The following is a 20,611-nucleotide window of genomic DNA, read 5'->3' on the forward strand; positions in this document are numbered from 1 at the left end:
GCAGACCAGGAGGCCTCCGCAGATGACTGATCCGACCGCCCGCCGCACCCCGCTCGCCGAGCTCGAAGCCGGCCTGCCCTTCGCCCGCCGCCACATCGGCCCCGACGCAGCGGACCGGGCCAAGATGCTCGCCCAGGTGGGCTACGGCTCGCTCGACGAGCTGACCGAAGCGGCCGTACCGGACACCATCAGGAGCGCCGAGGCCCTCGGGCTGCCCGCCGCCCGCACCGAGGCCGAGGTGCTGGCCGAACTGCGCGAGCTGGCAGACCGCAACCAGGTGCTGACCCCGATGATCGGCCTGGGCTACTACGGCACCTTCACCCCGCCGGTGATCCTGCGCAATGTCATGGAGAATCCCGCCTGGTACACGGCCTACACGCCCTACCAGCCGGAAATCTCGCAGGGCCGGCTCGAAGCCCTGATCAACTTCCAGACCGTCGTCGCCGACCTCACCGGGCTGCCCACCTCCGGCGCCTCACTGCTGGACGAGGGCACCGCGGCGGCCGAGGCGATGGCGCTGTCCCGGCGGGTCGGCAAGGTCAAGGACGGCGTCTTCCTGGTCGACGCCGACACCTTCCCGCAGACCACCGCCGTGATCGGCACCCGGGCCGAGCCGACCGGCGTCGAGGTCGTGGTGGCCGACCTGAGCGGCGGCATCCCGGCCGAGGTCGCCGAGCGCGGCGTCTTCGGCGTGCTGCTGCAGTATCCGGGGGCCTCCGGCGCCGTACGCGACCTGCGGCCGGTCATCGAGCAGGCGCACGCGCTCGGCGCGGTCGTCACCGTGGCCGCCGACCTGCTGGCGCTGACCCTGCTCACCTCGCCCGGCGCGCTCGGCGCGGACATCGCGGTCGGCACCACCCAGCGCTTCGGCGTCCCGATGGGCTTCGGCGGCCCGCACGCCGGATACATGGCGGTGCGCGAGTCCTACGCCCGCAACCTGCCCGGCCGCCTGGTCGGCGTCTCGGTCGACGCCGACGGCGACACCGCCTACCGGCTGGCGCTGCAGACCCGCGAGCAGCACATCCGCCGCGAGAAGGCCACCAGCAACATCTGCACCGCGCAGGTGCTGCTCGCCGTGATGGCCGGGATGTACGCCGTCTACCACGGACCTGAGGGCCTGGCGCAGATCGCCCGCCGCACCCACCGCTACGCGGCCGTCCTGTCCGCGGGGCTGCGGGCGGCCGGTGTGGAGCTGGTCCACGACGGCTACTTCGACACCCTCACCGCCCGGGTGCCCGGCCGGGCCGCCGAGGTCGTCGCCGCGGCCCGCGCCGCCGGCGTCAACCTGCGGCAGACCGACGCCGACCTGGTCGGCATCGCCTGCGACGAGACCACCGACCGCGCCGCGCTGACCGCGGTGCTCGCCGCCTTCGGCGCCGCCGGCGACATCGACGACCTCGACGCGGCCGCTGCGGACGCGCTGCCCGCCGGGCTGGTGCGCACCGAGCCCTACCTGACCCACCCGGTCTTCCACCTGTACCGCAGCGAGACCGCGATGCTGCGCTACCTGCGCCGGCTCGCCGACCGCGACTACGCGCTGGACCGCGGCATGATCCCGCTCGGCTCCTGCACCATGAAGCTCAACGCGACCACCGAGATGGAGCCGGTCACCTGGCCCGAGTTCGGCGCGCTGCACCCCTTCGCGCCCGCCGAGCAGGCCGAGGGCTACCTGACCCTCATCCGCGGCCTCGAGGACCAGCTCGCCGAGGTCACCGGCTACGACAAGGTCAGCCTCCAGCCCAACGCCGGATCGCAGGGCGAGCTTGCGGGCCTGCTCGCGGTCCGCGCCTACCACCGGGCCAACGGCGACACCGCCCGCACGGTCTGCCTGATCCCGTCGTCCGCGCACGGTACGAACGCCGCGAGCGCGGTGATGGCCGGGATGAAGGTCGTCGTGGTCAGGACCGGCCAGGACGGCGACGTGGACGTCGACGACCTGCGCGCCAAGATCGACCAGCACCGCGAGCAGCTGGCCGTGCTGATGGTCACCTACCCCTCCACGCACGGCGTCTTCGAGGACAACATCACCGACATCTGCGCCGCCGTGCACGACGCGGGCGGCCAGGTCTACGTGGACGGCGCCAACCTCAACGCGCTGGTCGGCCTCGCCCGGCCCGGCCGCTTCGGCGCCGACGTCTCGCACCTGAACCTGCACAAGACCTTCTGCATCCCGCACGGCGGCGGCGGCCCCGGCGTCGGACCGGTCGCGGTGCGCGCGCACCTGGCGCCGTACCTGCCCAACCACCCGCTCCAGCCGGCCGCGGGCCCCGCCACCGGCGTCGGCCCGATCTCCGCGGCGCCCTGGGGCTCCGCGGGCATACTGCCGATCTCCTGGACGTATGTGCGGCTGATGGGCGCCGACGGGCTCAGGCAGGCCACCCAGCAGGCGGTGCTGAGCGCCAACTACGTCGCCAGGCGCCTGGAGCCGCACTACCCGGTGCTCTACACCGGCCCCGACGGCCTGGTCGCCCACGAGTGCATCATCGACCTGCGCCCGCTGGCCAAGGAGACCGGCGTCAGCGTCGACGACATCGCCAAGCGGCTGATCGACTACGGCTTCCACGCACCGACCATGTCCTTCCCGGTCGCGGGCACCCTGATGATCGAGCCGACCGAGAGCGAGGACCTGGCCGAGCTGGACCGCTTCTGCGACGCGATGATCGCCATCCGCGGCGAGGCCGACCGGGTCGGGTCCGGCGAGTGGCCCGCCGACGACAACCCGCTGCGCGGCGCCCCGCACACCGCGGCGGCACTGGGCGGCGACTGGGACCACCCGTACAGCCGGCAGGAGGCCGTCTTCCCCGCCGGGGTGTCCGCGGCCGACAAGTACTGGCCGCCGGTGCGCCGCATCGACGGCGCCTACGGCGACCGCAACCTGGTCTGCTCCTGCCCGCCGCTGGACGCCTACGACAACTGACGCCGGCCGGCAGACCGCGCACATGGCGAAGCCGGTTCCCTTGGCAACGGGGGAACCGGCTTTGTGTGCTGCGGCGCGACGGTGCGGGCGTCAGGCCGCCGTCGTGATGTGCTCGGTGCCCAGCGGGCGGTGCGGCGCGATGATCTGGCCGTCGGGCAGCAGCTCCCCGGTGTCCTCGAAGAGCAGCACTCCGTTGCACAGCAGGCTCCAGCCCTGCTCCGGGTGGTGGGCCACGGTGAAAGCGGCCTCACGGTCGGGGCCTTCTGCGGGCGGGCACTGCGGCTTGTGCTGGCACATGGAGGGAGTCTTTCGCTGCGAGAGGTGAGTGGTGCGGTCGGTCGCGCGATCTGCTTCGTACATCCCCGTCCCCCGATTGTGCGTGCGGCCGGTCCCAGTGTTGCCCTCCTGGCGTCAATCCGCAGGGATTTCAGCGAGGCGGTACTCCACGGGGTAAGACGCGTCACCCACCCGGGCGGTTGCCGTCACCGTCCGTTCACTGCCGGCGGCGTGTTCACGCACGACGCACCCGTGGCCACCTTCACCAGCGGTCTGCCCGCAGGCACAAAAGCGGTGCCCCGCGGCCCGTTACGGGGTCGCGGGGCACCGCCTCGGCCGCAGGTCGTCAGGCGGGCGAGCCCATGAGCGGCGGTGGCGCGAGCCGTACGCTCAGGGCCGGCGCCAACTCCGTCAGCCGGTGCACCCGGTGCGGGGCGATACCGGGCGGCGCGGGCGCGAGCGGCACCAGCAGGTCGTCCGGGTCGGGCTGCGCCGTGGCGGCCTCGGCCCGCGCGTCGCAGTGCAGCCACAGCGCCAGCATGTAGAGGCCCGGCACCGACAGCAGATGCGGCTGGTAGGTCGCCGGCAGCGTGTCCGCCTGCATCAGCGCCCGCTCGATGGAGGCAAGGAACGGTCCCTCCGAGAAGCGCGAGAAGACCCAGCCGTCGGGTGTCACCACGGTCTCTCCCGCCGCGGCCACCCGGGCACCTGCCCTGATATGGAAGCGCCAGCCGGTCAGCCGCGCCTGCGGCAGCGCTCCGGGAACGGCCGCCGGCTCGAACACATGGACAGGCAGCGGGTGTTCGGCGGCCAGCGGTCCTTCCGCGGTGCGCAGCGCCGGTGTCCTGGCTTCCAGGACCGCGGTGGGCGAACTGAGCGCTGCGAGGACGCTCAGCAGGGCTGGGGCAGGTGCTGGGGGAACAAGCAGCGGCATGATGTCGCCTCTCACTGGGAGACACGTGGTGCGGGGGAGGGCGGGCGCGGACGGCACGGTCGGTTCGATGCTCTGCGGGAGACCTGCTCAGGCACGTCCGGCGACAGCGGATGCTTTGCCTTGTGCGCGGAGTTTATACGACCTGTGTTCGCTCCGTGTTTCATCTAGACGCTGCCAGTATTACGCGCAAGGCGATAATTCGCCTTCTTCTGCGGACGTGTCGATGGCATTCTCGCAGCGTATGGGGAGGGCGATGCATAATTCTGCCCGCCACGGACGGCCGGATCCCGACGGTCATTTCACCCGTGCTTCCGCCGGTCCCATGGCATCCGAATGTGCCACTGGAACGTGCGCGGTTGGCTGCTACAGCAAGCCTAGCGTGCACCGGCACTGAAGTGTGGCGTTATCGATCATTTGGGTGGGCATCCTCCGATGGGCGGCCGTGCGGCGGCCGGGTGAGGAGGAACGCGTCGATGGGGGAGAAGGTCGTCGCCAGCGGGTTCGAACCCGCCGATCGCGGGCGCTACCGGCACAAGCTCCAGCAGTGCCTGCTGGGACTGGAGCGGTTGCTGGAGGCGCAGCGTTTCGACCGGCCGCGCAATCTGATGGGCCTGGAGATCGAATTGAATCTCGCGGATTCCGCGGGACTGCCGCGCATGGTGAACGAAGAAGTGCTCGAGCGCATCGCGAGCCACGATTTCCAGACCGAGCTGGCTCAGTTCAACATTGAAGTGAACATAGCCCCGCACCGGCTTTCAGGCTCCGTACTCGACCGGCTGGCCGAGGAACTGCGGACCGGCCTTGCATACGCCGACCGGATGGCGGGCGAGGTCGGCGCGCACATCGTGATGGTCGGAATTCTGCCGACCCTGGAAGCGCAGGACCTGGTCTCCGCCAACCTCTCGCGCGCCGACCGCTACACCCTGCTCAACGACCGCATCCTGGCGATGCGCGGCGAGGACATCACCCTGGACATCCAGGGCGTGGAGCGCCTCGTGTACAGCTCGGCCTCGATCGCCCCCGAGGCGGCCTGCACCTCCACCCAGATGCACCTGCAGGTCACCCCGGGCCGCTTCGCCGCGGTCTGGAACGCCGCCCAGGCGGTGTCGGGACCGCAGGTCGCCGCCGCGGCCAACTCGCCCTTCCTCTTCGGCCGCGAGCTGTGGCGGGAGACCCGCTCGGTGCTCTTCCAGCAGGCCACGGACACCCGCCCGCTGGAGCTGCGCAGCCAGGGCGTACGACCGCTGACCTGGTTCGGCGAGCGCTGGATCGACTCGCCGCGAGACCTCTTCGCCGAGAACGTCCGCTACTTCCCCCCGCTGCTGCCGATCTGCGACGACGAGGACCCGCTGCGGGTGCTGGACGACGGGGGAGTGCCCGCGCTGCGCGAGCTGACCCTGCACAACGGCACGATCTACCGCTGGAACCGCCCGGTCTACGCCGTCGTCGACGGGGTGCCGCACCTGCGGGTCGAGAACCGGGTCCTGCCGGCGGGACCCACCGTCGCCGACACCCTGGCGAACGCCGCCTTCTACTACGGGCTTGTCAGGTCGCTGGCCGACGCGCCCCGCCCGGTCTGGCAGCGGCTGCCCTTCGGCGCCGCGGCCGCCAACTTCGACGCGGGCTGCCGGGACGGCATCGGCGCCGTCATGCACTGGCCGCGCGGCCGCGGCAGCCTGGTCGAGATCCCCGCCGCCGACCTGATCAGGGACGAGCTGCTGCCGCTGGCCGCGTCCGGGCTCGACGCCTGGGGCATCGAACCCGCCGACCGCGACCACTACCTCGGCATCATCGAGGAACGCTGCCGGCTGCGCAGCAACGGCGCGGAATGGCAGGCCGCGACCTTCCACCGGCTGCTGGAGCGCACCCCGGACCGGCGGGCCGCACTGGCCGCCATGACCCAGCGCTACCGGGAGAACATGCGCGACGGCGAGCCCGTGCACCGGTGGCCCGTGCACTGAAACCGGCGGCACTCACGGGGGGTGGCTCCGCGGCCGCGGGCGCGATCTTCGTATCTTGTCCGGAGACACCCGCGTCGTTGGAGGACCCCGCATGCGCACAGAGCCACATCCCGTGGATGCGGAAGAAGAGGGACTGCCGGACCGGACGCTGCGCAATGAGACGCTGATCGTGCTGGCGCTCTCCTTGGGCGCCAGCGGCCTGTCCGCGCTGATCAGCTTCGTCGGCTCGGTCACCAGGCCGGGCGCGCTGAAGAACCAGTCGGCGACCCTGGTCGGCTCCTACGCGCACGGACGGCCCTGGCTCGACCTGGCCTGGCAGCTGTTCTACATCGCCACCGCGCTGGCCCCCGTCGCGCTGGTCGCCCACCTGCTCGGCCGCGAGCGGGCCGGGATGCGGTCGATCGGCTTCGACCTGACCCGCCCGCGGCCGGACCTGGCCAGGGGCGCCGTGGTCGCCGCGGTGATCGGAGGTACGGGCCTGGCCTTCTACCTCGGCGTGCGGGCGGCCGGCTTCAACTTGACGGTGGTGCCCGAGTCGCTGCCGAACGTGTGGTGGAAGATCCCGGTGCTGATCGCCTCCGCCGCGCAGAACGCCGTACTCGAAGAGGTGATCGTGGTGGGCTACCTGCTGCGCCGCCTCGACCGGCTCGGCTGGACCCCGACGGCCGCGCTCGCCGCCAGCGCCGTGCTGCGCGGCTCCTACCACCTCTACCAGGGCATCGGCGGCTTCCTCGGCAACATGGCGATGGGCGTCGTCTTCGTGCTGCTCTACCGCCGCTGGGGCCGGGTCGGACCGCTGGTCGCCGCGCACGCCCTGATCGACACGGTCGCCTTCGTCGGCTACGCCCTGCTGGCGGGGAAGGTCGGCTGGCTGCCCACCGGCTGACCCCCGCCCGCCGCTACGGCACCGCGTGCAGTTCGCCGTCGACCACCGTCACCGCGGATCCGGTCAACAGGACGCGGTCGCCCGCCAGCCGGGTACGGACCAGGCCGCCGCGGGCCGAGGCCTGCCACCCTGCCAGCTCGTCGCGGCCCAGCCTGGCCGACCAGAACGGCGCCAGCGCGGTGTGCGCGCTGCCGGTGACGGGGTCCTCGTCGATGCCGACCGCGGGGAAGAAGCCGCGGGAGACGAAGTCGTAGCCGGCGGCGGGGTCGGCCGCCGCCGCGGTGGCGACCACCCCGCGCCGCGACAGCCTGGCCAGCGCGGCGAGGTCCGGGGCCAGGGCGCGTACCGCCCCCTCGTCGGCGACCTCGACCAGCAGGTCACCGCAGTCAGGCCCGGTGTCGAAGACGGCCAGCGGCGTGGCGCCCAGCGCCTCGGCCAGGCCCTCCGGCGCCTGCTCCGGGGTCAGCGGGGCCGTGGGGAAGTCCAGGGTGATCGTGCCGTCGCCGTTCGCGTCGGCGGTCAGCACGCCCGCCCTGGTCCGGAAGGCGATGGCGCCACTGGCCGCCCCTGTCGTCCGCAGCACGTGCGCGGTGGCGAGCGTGGCGTGCCCGCACAGCCCCACCTCGGTGGCCGGGGTGAACCAGCGCAGCGCCCACCCGGCGTCCGGCGCATCGGTCAGCGGGTGCGCGAACGCGGTCTCGGACAGATTGACCTCGGCGGCGACCTGCTGGAGCCAGCCGTCGCCCGGAAAGCCGTCGGAGTCCAGCAGCAGCACCCCGGCGGGATTCCCGGCGAAAGGGCGGTCGGTGAACGCGTCGACGATACGGATACGCATGGCGTGAGCGTAGGGGACCGCGGACCGCCCGCACCGGCACACGGCCGAGAAGCCCCGGCGGCCGGGAGGCGGACCGGGTCAGGAGTGCTGCGGGACCTCGTCCTTGAGCGTGGAGCGGACCTGGTCGCGCAGCTCCGGGCCGTCGCTGTGCCCGTGCACCGAGGCCGCGTGCTCGCTCGCGGCCCGCACCACTTCGTCTTCCTCACCGGAGATCGTGAGCGTGCAGTTGGTCTCGCTCGGGAATTCCCTGCAGTCGGCGACCTTGCGCATGGCGCTCTCCTCCTTCTGCCACTCCCGAGTGTAGGTCGGCGCCGCCCGGACCGGCGGCGCCGGCCGGCCCCGGCTCAGTGCTTGGCCTGGTTGAACCGCACCTCGTTGCCCGCCGGGTCGCGGAAGGCGCAGTCCCGTACGCCGTACGGCTGGTCGGTCGGCTCCTGGACGACGTCGGCGCCGGCGCCCTGGACGCGGTCGAAGGTCTGGTCGACGTCGTCGGTCCAGAACACCACCCGGCCGTAGACGCCCTTGGCCATCAGGTCTGCCACGGCGCCGCGGTCCTCGGGCGACATGTTGGGGTTGGCGGCCGGGGGTTCGAGGACGATGTCGACCTCGGGCTGGGAGGGGGCGCCGACGGTGACCCAGCGCATGGTGCCGTAGCCGACCTCGTTGCGGACTTCGAGGCCGAGCACGTCGCGGTAGAACTCGACCGCCTTGTCGTGATCGTCGACGGCGAGGAAGGTGTGCGAGAGTTTGATGTCCATGCGGCTCACGCTACGACAGGACCCGCACCCCGGACTTCTCCGTTCCTGACCGGTCGGGTGATCATCCTCGCGACGCAGGCCGGCAGCGCGGACAGCTCAGAATGGTTCCGCGCGCGGTAGGCGCTCGGCGTCTCGCCGACCAGCTCGGTGAAGCGCGAGCTGAACGACCCGAGCGACGAACACCCCACCGCCATGCAGACGTCGGTCACCGACATGTCGCCCCGGCGCAGCAGGGCCTTCGCCCGCTCTATCCGGCGGGTCATGAGATACGCGTACGGCGTCTCGCCGAAGGCGGCCCGGAAGCTGCGCGAGAAGTGCCCGGGGGACATCAGCGCCCCGCGCGCGAGCGCGGGCACGTCGAGCGGCCGGGCGTAGTCGCGGTCCATCCGGTCGCGGGCCCGCCGCAGGCGCACCAGATCCGATCTGTCCATGCATCCAGTATGTCCGAGCCCTCCGACAGAGCCCCCGCGCCGCCCTGACCTGGATGCTTGCCTGCCGAACGCTTCCGATATATCGTTGAGCCATCGCGAACGATTCGCGAACCATCACGACAGGAGAATCACCATGCATGGACACGGACACGGACACGGACACGAGCACGGCCCCTGCGGCACCGACCGGCGCGGCTGGGGCGAGCGGGAGGGCCGCAGGGCCGCCTTCGGACCCTTCGGACCGCCCTTCGGCGGCGGCCCCTTCGGGCCCGGCGGCGGCCGGGGGCGCGGCGGACCGCGCGGCCGGGCGAGGCGGGGTGATGTGCGGGCGTCGATCCTGGCCCTGCTCAAGGACCGGCCGATGCACGGCTACGAGATGATCCAGGAGATCGCCGAGCGCAGCGGCGGCGCGTGGAAGCCGAGCCCCGGCTCGGTCTACCCGACGCTGCAGCTGCTGGAGGACGAGGGCCTGATCAGCAGCGCGAGCGAGGGTGGCAAGAAGCTGTTCACGCTCACCGACACCGGCAGCCAGGAAGCCGAGGCCGGGCCCGACGCCCCCTGGGAGGACGCGGGCCGCGGTGTCGACTGGGATGCCATGAACGAGATAAGGAAGGCCGGCGGCGGCCTCATCGAGGCCTTCCGCCAGGTCTGGGCCACCGGCACCCCCGAGCAGCGCGAAAAGGCGCTGACCGTGGTGAACGAGGCCCGTAAGAGGCTCTACCTGATCCTGGCCGACGAGGACGCCGAGCGGGACTGAGCCGCCCCGCGGCCGCGCCGGTCGAAACGGCGGCCCGCGGATGTGGACCGAGCCGGTCCGGGGTTCACACCCCGGACCGGCTCGATCCGCGTATCAGCAGCCGGGTCGGGATGATCCGCGGCTGCGCCTGCTCGGTGTCGACCGCGGTCGCGTCGATCAGCCCGCGCAGCGCCTCCACCGCCGCCACCCCGAGACCCCGCTGGTCCTGCGCGACGGTGCTCAGTGCCGGCCGCACCAGCGCCGCCGCGTCGATGTCGTCGAAGCCGACCACCGCCAGGTCGCCCGGCACCGTCAGGCCGGCGTCCGCCGCCGCGTGCATCGCGCCGATCGCCATCTGGTCGCCGGCCGCGAAGATCGCCGTCGGCCGGTCGGGCGCCGCGAGCAGCCGCTTGCCCGCCGCCTCCCCGCTGGCCAGGAAGAAGTCCCCCTCGGTCACGTATTCCGGCGGCACGCTCAGCCCGAGCCGGGAGCAGGCCCGCAGATAGCCCGCGAGGCGCTCCGCGGCCGGCGGCAGGTGCAGCGGCCCGGTGACGGTGGCGATCCTGCGGTGGCCCAGCTCGTACAGGTGCTGCACGGCGGCCTCCGCGCCCGCCGCGTTGTCCGAGCTGACCCGCACCGTTCGGGGCCCGGTGAAGGCCGTGTCGATCCCCGCGCAGGGCACCGTCGAGTCGGCGAGCACCCGCAGGCAGCGGTCGTCCGGCGGGGTGGTCAGCACGATCACGCCCTCCAGGTTGTGCCGCTGCACCGCCTGCAGATGGGTCCCGTCCTGGTCCTCGGCGCCCGGCGTGGTCAGCAGCATCAGGTGGTAGTCCGCGTCGGACAGCGCCGTGCGAACGGCGCTCAGCAGGCCGAGCAGGAAGGGGTTGTGCTGGCCAAGCGCCTCCTGCCCGCTGTCCCACACCAGCCCGACCGTGTCGGAGCGGCGGCGCACCAGGGTGCGGGCGGGCTCGTTGGGCGCGTACCCCAACTCGCTCGCCAGCCGCCGGATCTTGGCCCGGGTGGCCTCGCTCACCTCGGCCCGGTCGTTCAGCGCCCGGGAGACGGTGGCGGTCGACACGCCGCTGCGGCGGGCGAGTTCACGGATGTTCACGGCATACCCGTTCTGCGCGAGTGGAATTCAGGACCGGACGAGGACCGGACGACGACGATATGAGAATTGTGTGAGGACGCCGCAAAAAGCTTCCTGCGCACAGTCTTGACGATCAGTCGGGGCAAGGACAGACTTCCCGCCGATCGGAAACGTTTACGGCTATCGACCCCGGTCAGCCGGGGACCCCCCAACAGGAACGGGACGCCTGCGATGCCAACGAACGCTCGACGACTACGTATGAGAAGCCTCCTCACGCTCGCCACCGCGGCCGCTTGTGTCGCCGCCGTGGCATCCGTACCGGCGCAGGCCGGCGACAACCCGAGCTACACCAATTCCAAGGCCCCGGTCGACGTCCGGGTGAAGGACCTCCTCAAGCGGATGACGCTGGCGGAGAAGATCGGGCAGATGGACCAGATCTCGGTGGTCAACATGCAGGGCGACTGCCAGTGGAGCGGCGGTGCCTTCACCGAATCCTGCATGAAGTCCGTACTGGTCGACAATGCCGCCGGCTCGGTGCTCTCCGGCGGCGGCGCCGGACCGACCGTGAACACGCCCGCCAACTGGGCGACCATGGTCAACACCGTGCAGAAGTACGCGATCGACAACTCGCGCCTGCACATCCCGATCATCTACGGCGTCGACGCCGTCCACGGCCACAACAACGTGCTGGGCGCCACGATCTTCCCGCAGGAGATCGGCCTGGGCTCCACCTGGAACCCGGACCTGGTCAAGGACGCCGGCGCGTCCACCGCCATGGCGGTCGCGGCCACCGGCATCGACTGGAATTTCGCGCCGGTCGCCGACATCGCCCGCGACCAGCGCTGGGGCCGCTACTACGAGACCTACGGCGAGGACCCGCTGCTGGCCGGCACGCTGGCCTCCGCCGCGGTCGACGGCATCCAGGGCGCCGACGGCGCCAAGAAGGTCGTCGCCACGGTCAAGCACTTCGCCGGCTACGGCGAGCCCGGCAACGGCCACGACCGCGTGCCCGGCGACGTCTCGATCCGCTACCTCCAGGACACCCTGCTCCCGTCCTACAAGCAGGCCGTGGACGCCGGCGCCATGTCGGTCATGGTCAACTCCGGCGCCGTCAACGGCATCCCGGCGACCTCCTCGCACTACCTGCTGACCGACGTGCTGCGGGACCAGTGGGGCTTCCAGGGCGTCGAGGTCAGCGACTGGCAGGACGTCCGCGCCCTGCAGACGACCTACCACATCGCCGCCGACTACCCCGAGGCCATCGCGAAGGCCGTCAACGCCGGCCTGGACATGGCGATGGAGCCCTACGACGCGCAGGGCTGGAGCGACGGACTCAAGACCGCCGTCCAGCGCGGCCTGGTCTCCGTCAAGCGGATCGACCAGTCGGTGAGCCGCATCCTGACCATGAAGTTCAAGCTGGGCCTGTTCGAACACCCCTACGTGGACGCCTCGAAGGCCGACTCCCGGGTGCTCGGCGCCGACACCGCGCTCGCCCGGCAGGCCGCCGACGAGTCGCAGGTGCTGCTGCGCAACGACGGCAATGTGCTGCCGATCCCGTCGTCCGCGAAGAAGGTCGTCGTCGCCGGCTCCTACGCCGACGACATCAACGACCAGGCGGGCGGCTGGACCGTCGGCTGGCAGGGCGTCCCGGCCGGCGTGCAGCTGCCCGGCACCACCGTGCTCCAGGGCATCAAGGAGGCGGCGCCCTCCGGCACGTCCGTGGTGAGCGCGACCTCCGCGGCCGACGCGGTCGCGCAGGCCGCGGACGCGGACCTGACCGTCGTCGTGGTCGGCGAGAAGGCGGCGGCCGAGGGCTCCGCGGACGCACCGCGGCCCGAGCTGTCCGCCGACCAGCAGGCGCTGGTCAAGTCGCTCAAGGCCACCGGCAAGCCGGTGGTCACCGTGGTCGTCGCCGGCCGCCCGCTGGTCCTCGGCGACGCCGACGGCACCCAGGGGCTGCTGATGTCCTGGCTGCCCGGCAGCGAGGGCGGCCACGCGGTCGCCGACGTGCTCTTCGGCAAGGTCAACCCCAGCGGCCGGCTGAGCGCGTCCTGGCCCAAGGACATCGGCAACGAGCCGCTGTACTACCAGCAGCTCCCCGGCACCAACGCCGGACCCGAGTCCGCCTACGACGCGGCCTTCCGCTTCGGCGCCGGACTGTCCTACACCAGCTACTCCTTCGACGCGATCACGGCCGGCTCCCCGACCGCCCGCACCCGCGACACCGTCAGCCTCCGCGTCAAGGTGTCCAACACCGGCGGCCGGGCCGGCGACCTCGTCGTGCCGGTCTACGTCTCGCAGCCCTCGAGCGACGTGCTCGCACCGCCCGCCAAGCTGGTCGCCTTCACCAAGGTGCACCTGGCGGCGGGCCAGAGCACGACGGTCACCCTCAAGGTGCCGCCGAACCGGCTGGCGGTCACCCCGGGCGACATCGACGGCGCAGGCAAGCAGCAGGTGGCCCCCGGCGCGTACGTCTTCACCGCCGGCACCCACACCACCACGGTCACCCTGCGCTGACCGCCTCACCGGCCGCGCGATGCCACGGCGGGCCGTGCCCGGGGACACCTTTCCCGGGCACGGCCTGCCGTGTCGCGTGCGCCGCGCGACCTCACCGGCAAGGCTGGGACGCTGGGACAGGCAGCCGGAGCCGCACGCTCGTAGGAGGACGCACATGCAGGGCAGGGACGAGGAAGCCGACGCGGTGCGCGGTGGGACCGCGGGCGGGGGCGGGGACGCCGTACGCGGCCGGTCCGCGGGTGGTGACACCGCCGCCGCCGACCGGGCGCTGCTCGCCCGGATCAGGGCCGCGCCCGTACTCGCCGGGACGCTGCCGCGGTTCGACCCGGACGACGCCCCCGACACCCCCGGGCCGCTCTTCGCCGACTGGCTCGACCGGGCGCTGACCGAAAGCGTGCCGGAACCGCAGATCATGACGCTGAGCACGGCCGGGGCCGACGGCACACCCAGCGCCCGGGTGCTGATGCTGCGCGGCGTCGACTCCGCGGACTGCGCCTTCGTCTTCGCCGCCGACCGCGGCAGCGGCAAGGGCCTGGACCTCGCCGCGCGGCCCGTCGCCGCCCTGACCTGGTACTGGCCCGCGCACGGCCGGCAGATCCGGATGGCCGGCCCGGTGGGCGTCCTCGGCCCCGAGGCCGCCCGGCAGGACTTCCTAGGGCGCTCGCCCTCCTCCCGCGCCGCCGCCTTCACCGGCCGGGTCAGCACACCGCTGAGCGGAAGGGAGGAGTACGGTCGCGAGCGCCGCGCCGCCGAGGCGCTGGTGGCCGCGCGGCCCGAACAGGTGCCCGCCGGCCACACCGTCTACCGGCTGCGGGCCGCGGAGGCGGAATTCTTCCAGGCCGACCCGGCACGCTTCCACCTGCGGCTGCGCTACACCAGGCAGGGCGACGGCTGGACCCGCACTTTGCTGTGGCCATGACTCATCCCAGCGGAGGAGGCGCCCGCCGCCGCCCTCCGCGGGCTGACGCCGGAATGCCCCGTTGAGCCGATGCGGCACGCCGGGGCGGTCTGGTGGGATGGCTGGTGTGTACAGCGACCACGGGCACCCGCTCGACCCGGCCCACCCGGCGGACGGCGCACACCTCACCGCGGAGGTGCGCGCCGTGGCCGCCGGCGCCCGGCGGCGGGCGGTCAGGGACGGCGACTCGCAGGCCGACACCGCCCACCTGCTGCACTCCCTGCTGGAGAACGACCCGGAAGCCCGCGCCGCCTGCGACACCCCGGCCGGCCGCAGCGCCCGGGTGCTCGGTTATCTCGTGCAGCGCAGCATCGGGTACGGGCTGCGCTGGCACGGCTCGGTCGAGGACTCCGGGTCGCTGCCCACCCTCACGATGACCATGCCGGGCTGGAGCCCGGCCGCGGCGGCGGCCTTCCGCACCGCGGTCGACCTGGCAGGGAAGCGCGGCGGCGCGCAGGCCGACGGCATCGACCTGCTGCACGCGCTGGCCGCCGACTCCGGCTGCCGGGCCGCCGACGTCCTGCGGTCGGCCGGCCTCGACCCCGACGGTCTGCACGACGGCCCCGGACCCCTGTCGGGGCCGCGCGATGTCAGGGATTAAGAAGGTGACGGTCCTGTCGCCCGCTGACATGATGACCTGATGCACGGATCAGGGGCCAGAAGCAGCGGACTTGGGCTCGCGCTGCTGTCGGCGTTCGCCTTCGGCGGCTCGGGCGTGGCCGGCAAACCGCTCATCGACCTCGGCATCGATCCGCTCCAGGTGGTGTGGATGCGGGTGGCCGGCGCCGCCCTCATCCTGCTGCCCGTCGCCCTGCGGTCCCGCGCCCTGCTCCGGCAACGGCCCGGCCTGGTCGCCGGATTCGGGCTGCTCGCCATCACCGGCTGCCAGGCCCTCTACTTCGTGGCCATCGCCCGCATCCCCGTCGGCATCGCCATCCTGGTCGAATTCCTCGGCCCCGCACTGCTGCTGGGCTGGATCCGCTTCGTCCAGCGCCGCCCGGTCACCCGGGCCGCCGCCCTCGGCGTCGTCCTCGCCATGGCGGGCATGACCTGCGTCGTCGAAGTCTGGTCCGGGCTCGCCTTCGACGCGCTCGGGCTGCTCTACGCCTTCGGTGCCGCGTGCTGCCAGGTCTCGTACTTCGTCCTCGCCGACCACGGTGCGGGCGGGGCTGACGCCCCGGAGCCCATCAGCGTCATCGCGCTCGGCCTCGCCATCGGCGCGGTCGTCCTCACGGCGCTCGCGCACCCGTGGACCATGGACTGGGCCAGGCTCGGCCACCAGGCCGCGCTCGGTGACCGCGATGTGCCCGCGGTGCTGCTGATCGGCTGGATCGTGCTGGTCTCCACGGTCGTGGCCTACCTCACCGGGGTGCTCGCGGTGCGCACGCTCAGCCCGCAGGTCGCCGGCGTCGTCGCCGGCCTCGAAGCGGTTGTCGCCACGGTGCTGGCGTGGGTTCTGCTCGCGGAGCATCTGGGCTCCGCCCAGGTTGTCGGGGGTGCGCTTGTTCTGGCCGGGGCCATTGTCGCCCAGACCACGCCCACCCACCCGGAGGTCCCGGACCCCCTCCCCGACCCGGCCCTGACCTCCCCCTGACCCCCCCTGCGGCCCGGTGGGGGCTCGTCGCTCCGTTCTCCCCCAGCGCTTCGCCCGGGGTACTCCCACGCGCCCTTGAGGCCCTGCCCCTTGCGGTGCGTTGCTTGCCCGCGGCCGCCGTTGTGGCTGGTCGCGCAGTTCCCCGCGCCCCTGGGTGATTGCCACTTGCGGTGGCCGTTCGCCTTTCCCGCCTTGTCGGCGGGGCGCGCAGTTCCCCGCGCCCCTGAAAAACGGTCATCCTCCCGCGCAAAGGGTCCCTGGCCAAGGCAACGCCGGGCGCAGGAGGCCGCAGGCCCAAAGGGGCGCGGGGAACTGCGCGCGCGACCACGACGGCAGCCGCAGGCAAGCAACGCACCGCAAGGGGCAATCACCCCAGGGGCCCGGGGAACTGCGCGACCAGCCGGCCACCGGGCCGCAGGCAAGCAACGCACCGCAAGGGGCAGGGCCGAAGAACCCGGGGGGAGCCCATAGGGTGGGGGAATGCATTCCACCGTATTGCCGCCTCCCGCTGCCTGACGCGGGCAGCGACTCAGCGGCCCGCAGGGGCCGACGGATGACGTAGACGCGGACCGGTTCCGCCCCGGCAGGGAATCCGCCGGAGCGACCGGGACGGTCGGTGCTGCCCGCACACAGCGATGAGCGAACCGACCACCCCCTCTTCCCTTCGGGAGAACTCCGTGTCAATCAGGCATGCCCCCGCCACCCGGGGCCTGATCTACGTCGTCGTCGCGGCAACCGGCTGGGGCACGGCCGGCGCCGTGGCCGCGGCGCTCTACGGCCGCAGCGGCCTCGGCCCGCTGTCCCTCACCTTCTGGCGCGCCGCAGGCGGCTTCGCGCTGCTGCTCGCGGTCCGGCTGCTGCGGCGCCGCCCGGCGCGGGCCGTGGCGGCGCCGCGGGGGACGGCCGTGCGCAGGGTGCTGGCGACCGGCGCCGGGCTGACCCTCTTCCAGGCGGCCTACTTCTGCGCGGTGCGTTCGACCGGGCTGGCCGTAGCCACCGTCGTGACGCTCGGCTCGGGTCCCGTGCTGATCGCGCTGGCGGCGCGGTTCACGATGGGCGAACGGCTCGGCCGGGGCGGTGTCCTGGCCGTGGCGGGGGCGCTCGGCGGGCTGGCCGTCCTGGTGCTGGGCGGTGGCACGGGCGGCGCCGTCCGCCCGGCCGGCGTCGGCCTTGCGGTGCTGTCGGCGGCGGGCTATGCCGCGATCACCCTGCTGACCCGCTGGTGGGGGCGGCAGGGAGTGGCGGGCGATCCGTTCGACACGTCGATGTGGGCGTTCGGGATCTGCGCGGCCCTGCTGCTTCCCGCCGCGTGGGCCGAGGGCCTGCTGCCGCACGCCGCGGGGCTCTGCCGCACGCTGCTGCTGCTCGGCTACCTGGCATCGGTGCCCACCGCGCTGGCCTACGGCCTGTATTTCGCGGGCGCGGCGGTGCTGCGCTCCGCGACGGTGTCGGTGGTCGCGCTGATCGAGCCGGTGTCGGCGACGGTGCTCGCCGTCACGCTGCTCGGCGAGCGCCTCACCGCGCCCACCGTGCTCGGCACCCTGTGCCTGCTGGCAGCGGTCGGCCTGCTGGTCGCCGACGAAGCCCGCGGCATGCGGCGGGCGCCGCGGCAGGTCGTGGTGGTCAGCGCGGCAGCGGCGGCAGGTAGTCCGGCAGCGGTATGTCCTGGCCCGGAATCTCCGCGGCTTCGGGAGAGCCGTAGGAGGTGACGACCGGGATCACGCCGGACCAGTGGGGGAGTGCGAGGTCCTCCGGCTCCTCGTTGGGGCCGCCGGAGCGCAGCTTCGCCGACACCTCGTGCAGGTCGAGGCGTATCACGGCGGTCGACGCCAGTTCCCTGGCGTTCGGCCGCCGTGCGTCGGCGGAGCGGCCGGGGATGGCCTGGTCGACGATCGCGTCGAGCGCCGCGGCCCGCTCGTCGGGGTCCACCACCTGGTAGGCGGTGCCGTGCACCACCACGGAGCGGTAGTTGACCGAGTGGTGGAAGGCGGACTTGGCGAGCACCAGGCCGTCCACATGGGTCACCGTCAGGCACACCGCGAGCCCCTCGTCGGCGGCGCCCCGCAGCGGGCGGGACCCGGTGGACCCGTGCACGTACAGCACCTCGCCGCTGCGGGCGTAGAGCGTGGGGAGCACCACGGGTGCGCCGTCGCGGACGAAGCCGAGGTGGCACACGTAGCCCTGGTCGAGGATCGCGTGCACGGTCTCGCGGTCGTAGGCGGCGCGCTCCTTGGAGCGGGTCGGTGTGCTGCGGTCGGTGGTGGTGTAGCCGGCGGGGGGTGCGGTGGCCATGGCGCGATCCTTTGAACTAGTGCATAATCCTGTTTGTGCTAGGAGAGTATCGAATCACCGGGCGGGGCGCATCGGGTATTGCCGCCGACATCGAGGGCGCGGTGGGCAGCGGCGCGCTGCGGCCCGGCCAGCCGCTGCCACCGCTGCGGGAGCTGGCCGCGGAGCTGGACGTCAACCCGAACACGGTGGCGGCCGCCTACCGGCTGCTGCGCGACCGCGGGGTCATCGAGACGGCGGGCCGCCGCGGCAGCCGGGTCAGGGCCAGGCCGGCGACGGCGCCGCGCGAGCAGATCAGGATCGCCGTCCCGCCCGGTGTGCGGGACATCTCCGCGGGCAATCCCGACCCCGCGCTGCTGCCGCCGCTGGCCGAGGCCCTCGCGGCCGCGGCCGCCCGGCACGCGCGGACGCCCGCGCTCTACGGCGGGCCGCCGGTGGACGAGGAGCTGAGCCGGCTGGCCCGCGCCGCGCTGGACGCGGACGGTGTGCCCGCCGGTCCGGTCGGGCTCACCTCGGGCTCGCTGGACGCCATGGACCGGGTGCTCACCGCGCATCTGCGGCCGGGCGACGCGGTGGCCGTCGAGGACCCCGGCTGGGGGAGCGTGCTCGACCTCATTCCGGCGCTGGGGCTGCGGGCGGTGCCGGTGGCGGTGGACGACGAGGGGCCGGTGGCCGGGGAGGTCGCCCGTGCTCTGCGGTCCGGGGTCCGCGCCCTGGTGGTGACCGACCGCGGGCAGAATCCCACCGGCGCGGCCCTGTCGGCGGCCCGGACCGGCGAACTGCGCGCCCTGCTCGCGGAGCACCGCCAGGTGCTGGTGATCGACGACGACCACGTGAGCGGCAGCGTCGACCTGCCCCTGCACTGCCTGTCGGGCGTCACCGACCACTGGGCGCTGGTCCGGTCCGTCGCGAAGGCCTACGGCCCCGACCTGCGGCTCGCGCTCTACACGGGCGACGCCACGACAGTGGACCGCGTACGCGGCAGGCACCGGCTCGGCGCCGGCTGGGTCAGCCATCTGCTCCAGCACACCCTGGTCCACCTCTGGCGGACCGGCGCGGTCGACCCGGCGGCGGTCGCCAGGTCGTACGGCGAGCGGCGCGACGCCCTGGTGCGGGCACTGGCCGCCCGGGGAGTGGCCGCCCACGGGCGCAGCGGCATGAACGTCTGGGTGCCGGTCAGCGACGAGACCGGCGCCGTCGCCGGACTGCTCCAGCACGGCTGGGCGGTCGCGCCGGGCGCGCGCTTCCGGGTGCGCTCGGCGCCCGGGGTGCGGCTGACCGTCTCACCGCTCACCCCGGGCGACATCGAGCCGCTGGCCGACGCCGTCGCCGAGGTGCTGCACGGCCCGGCCGCCGGCCGCTACGGCTGAGCCTCGGTGGCCGGCCGCGGCTTGGGCTTGGGACGCCGCTGGGTGAGCGCGGCGCCGACCAGGATCACCACCGCGCCGACCGGTTCGTTCCAATGCAGGGTCTCGCCGAGCAGTGCCACGCCCGCCGTGGTCGCCACGATGGGTATCAGATACGTCACCATGGAGCCGATCGTCGGGCCCTTCTCCGCCACCAGGCCGTACTGGATCAGGAAGGCCACGCCCGTGCCCAGCGCGCCCAGCGCGAGCACCGACAGCACCGACTTGGCCGGCCAGCTGTCCGGCATCGAGGTGAAGAACGGTGTGACGACCAGCAGCTGCACCGTGCCGAGCAGCAACTGGCTGGCGGACACCGCCAGGTGCGAGCTGCCGGTGCCGGTGAGGGTGCGGCGGACATACGCCCAGCCCACCGCATAGCTGACGGCGGCGGTCAGTGCCATCAGAGTGCCCTTGGGGTCCTGGCCGGAGAAGCCCTGCCAGGCGCCGAGCACCGTCAGCACCCCGATGAAGCCGACGCCGACGCCCGCGAAGCGCTCCCTGGACGGCTTGTCCTCGGACAGCGCCACGAGCGAGACCAGCATCGAGAACAGCGGGGTGGCCGCATTGCATATACCGGCCAGCATCGAGGGGATGGTCTGCTCGGCGGTCGCGAAGAGCGTGAAGGGCAGCGAATTGAGCAGGAAGGCCGCGACCGTCAGATGCAGCCAGGTCCGCGGTGAGCGCGGCAGCCGCTCCCGCTTGACCGCCACCGCCGCGGCGAGCACCGCCGTGCCGAAGACCATCCGGCCCAGTGTGACCTGGAGCGGGGCGAAGGCCTCATTGCCCACCTTCATGAACAGGAAGCTGAAGCCCCACACCAGACCGAGGGCGGCGAAGCGGATGCGCCAGTCCACCGCCGGCCGACGCGCGGGCGACGCGGCGGCGCCGCCGGGAGCGGCGGCGGGCGCCTTGGCAAGCGTGTCAGCAGGGGTGGGCAGCGGGGCGATTACGGCGGATCGGCTCTCGGCGGGTGCGGTCATGCCACCACCATGACGGCTGTGATCTCGTAGAACAAGCGAGATT

General features: G+C 73.0%; 19 protein-coding genes. 10 read left to right on the forward strand and 9 right to left on the reverse strand.

Going from position 1 to position 20,611, the window contains the following annotated elements; translation table 11 throughout:
- Positions 1 to 22: 22 nt before the first annotated feature.
- Positions 23 to 2,917 carry an aminomethyl-transferring glycine dehydrogenase gene (gcvP, locus tag OG900_36520; protein WUH95122.1) on the forward strand — a complete coding sequence of 965 codons (2,895 nt, stop codon included), beginning with the start codon at positions 23 to 25 and terminating at the stop codon, positions 2,915 to 2,917.
- Positions 2,918 to 3,007: 90 nt separating this feature from the next.
- On the opposite strand, the gene OG900_36525 is transcribed toward gcvP, so the two are convergent.
- Positions 3,008 to 3,214 (reverse strand): DUF5999 family protein, encoded by a 207-nt coding sequence (locus OG900_36525; GenBank protein WUH95123.1) that lies wholly within the window; start codon positions 3,212 to 3,214, stop codon positions 3,008 to 3,010.
- 325 nt (positions 3,215 to 3,539) lie between these two features.
- On the reverse strand, positions 3,540 to 4,127 hold the full coding sequence (locus tag OG900_36530) for a hypothetical protein (protein ID WUH95124.1): 588 nt from the start codon (positions 4,125 to 4,127) through the stop codon (positions 3,540 to 3,542).
- A gap of 473 nt (positions 4,128 to 4,600) precedes the next feature.
- Here OG900_36530 and OG900_36535 point away from each other — a divergent pair, with 473 nt between their 5' ends.
- Positions 4,601 to 6,088, forward strand: coding sequence for a glutamate-cysteine ligase family protein (locus OG900_36535; GenBank protein WUH95125.1), 1,488 nt, complete (start codon positions 4,601 to 4,603; stop codon positions 6,086 to 6,088).
- A 91-nt stretch (positions 6,089 to 6,179) separates the two neighbouring features.
- Positions 6,180 to 6,974 carry a CPBP family intramembrane metalloprotease gene (locus tag OG900_36540; GenBank protein WUH95126.1) on the forward strand — a complete coding sequence of 265 codons (795 nt, stop codon included), beginning with the start codon at positions 6,180 to 6,182 and terminating at the stop codon, positions 6,972 to 6,974.
- 13 nt (positions 6,975 to 6,987) lie between these two features.
- Here the strand turns inward: OG900_36540 and OG900_36545 are convergent, their stop codons facing one another.
- From OG900_36545 to OG900_36560, 4 genes are all read right to left on the reverse strand, one after another.
- Complete coding sequence (locus tag OG900_36545; protein WUH95127.1) at positions 6,988 to 7,809, reverse strand: PhzF family phenazine biosynthesis protein; 822 nt, start codon at positions 7,807 to 7,809, stop codon at positions 6,988 to 6,990.
- Positions 7,810 to 7,887: 78 nt separating this feature from the next.
- Positions 7,888 to 8,079, reverse strand: coding sequence for a DUF1059 domain-containing protein (locus tag OG900_36550; GenBank protein ID WUH95128.1), 192 nt, complete (start codon positions 8,077 to 8,079; stop codon positions 7,888 to 7,890).
- 74 nt (positions 8,080 to 8,153) lie between these two features.
- Entirely contained in the window at positions 8,154 to 8,567 is a 414-nt protein-coding gene (locus OG900_36555) for a VOC family protein (protein ID WUH95129.1), read from the reverse strand.
- 5 nt (positions 8,568 to 8,572) lie between these two features.
- The gene (locus tag OG900_36560; GenBank protein ID WUH95130.1) at positions 8,573 to 8,998 is read right to left on the reverse strand and encodes a helix-turn-helix transcriptional regulator; all 426 of its coding nucleotides are present in this window, start codon (positions 8,996 to 8,998) and stop codon (positions 8,573 to 8,575) included.
- 133 nt (positions 8,999 to 9,131) lie between these two features.
- On the opposite strand from OG900_36560, the gene OG900_36565 reads away from it, so the two are divergent.
- Positions 9,132 to 9,755, forward strand: a complete 624-nt coding sequence (locus OG900_36565; protein ID WUH95131.1) for a PadR family transcriptional regulator — start codon at positions 9,132 to 9,134, stop codon at positions 9,753 to 9,755.
- Positions 9,756 to 9,819: 64 nt separating this feature from the next.
- On the opposite strand, the gene OG900_36570 is transcribed toward OG900_36565, so the two are convergent.
- A complete protein-coding gene (locus OG900_36570; protein WUH95132.1) occupies positions 9,820 to 10,845 on the reverse strand; it encodes a LacI family transcriptional regulator in 1,026 nt (341 codons plus the stop codon).
- A gap of 237 nt (positions 10,846 to 11,082) precedes the next feature.
- On the opposite strand from OG900_36570, the gene OG900_36575 reads away from it, so the two are divergent.
- The 5 genes from OG900_36575 (at position 11,083) to OG900_36595 (ending at position 17,602) form a co-directional block, all read left to right on the forward strand.
- A complete protein-coding gene (locus OG900_36575; protein WUH95133.1) occupies positions 11,083 to 13,341 on the forward strand; it encodes a glycoside hydrolase family 3 C-terminal domain-containing protein in 2,259 nt (752 codons plus the stop codon).
- A 154-nt stretch (positions 13,342 to 13,495) separates the two neighbouring features.
- Complete coding sequence (locus OG900_36580; protein WUH95134.1) at positions 13,496 to 14,260, forward strand: pyridoxamine 5'-phosphate oxidase family protein; 765 nt, start codon at positions 13,496 to 13,498, stop codon at positions 14,258 to 14,260.
- 106 nt (positions 14,261 to 14,366) lie between these two features.
- Positions 14,367 to 14,900, forward strand: a complete 534-nt coding sequence (locus tag OG900_36585; protein WUH95135.1) for a peptidase — start codon at positions 14,367 to 14,369, stop codon at positions 14,898 to 14,900.
- Between the two features lie 39 nt (positions 14,901 to 14,939).
- Positions 14,940 to 15,893: an EamA family transporter gene (locus tag OG900_36590; GenBank protein ID WUH95136.1), complete on the forward strand. Its 954-nt coding sequence runs from the start codon at positions 14,940 to 14,942 to the stop codon at positions 15,891 to 15,893.
- A 677-nt stretch (positions 15,894 to 16,570) separates the two neighbouring features.
- Positions 16,571 to 17,602 carry a DMT family transporter gene (locus tag OG900_36595; GenBank protein ID WUH95137.1) on the forward strand — a complete coding sequence of 344 codons (1,032 nt, stop codon included), beginning with the start codon at positions 16,571 to 16,573 and terminating at the stop codon, positions 17,600 to 17,602.
- Here OG900_36595 and OG900_36600 read toward each other — a convergent pair.
- Positions 17,517 to 18,185 (reverse strand): pyridoxamine 5'-phosphate oxidase family protein, encoded by a 669-nt coding sequence (locus OG900_36600; protein ID WUH95138.1) that lies wholly within the window; start codon positions 18,183 to 18,185, stop codon positions 17,517 to 17,519. The genes OG900_36595 and OG900_36600 overlap by 86 nt on opposite strands.
- A gap of 35 nt (positions 18,186 to 18,220) precedes the next feature.
- On the opposite strand from OG900_36600, the gene OG900_36605 reads away from it, so the two are divergent.
- The gene (locus tag OG900_36605) at positions 18,221 to 19,552 is read left to right on the forward strand and encodes an aminotransferase class I/II-fold pyridoxal phosphate-dependent enzyme (GenBank protein WUH95139.1); all 1,332 of its coding nucleotides are present in this window, start codon (positions 18,221 to 18,223) and stop codon (positions 19,550 to 19,552) included.
- Here the strand turns inward: OG900_36605 and OG900_36610 are convergent.
- A complete protein-coding gene (locus tag OG900_36610) occupies positions 19,543 to 20,568 on the reverse strand; it encodes a DMT family transporter (GenBank protein WUH95140.1) in 1,026 nt (341 codons plus the stop codon). The two genes, OG900_36605 and OG900_36610, sit on opposite strands and share 10 nt — an antisense overlap.
- Positions 20,569 to 20,611 lie beyond the last annotated feature (43 nt).

Source organism: Streptomyces sp. NBC_00433, from assembly GCA_036015235.1.
Lineage (GTDB): Bacteria > Actinomycetota > Actinomycetes > Streptomycetales > Streptomycetaceae > Actinacidiphila.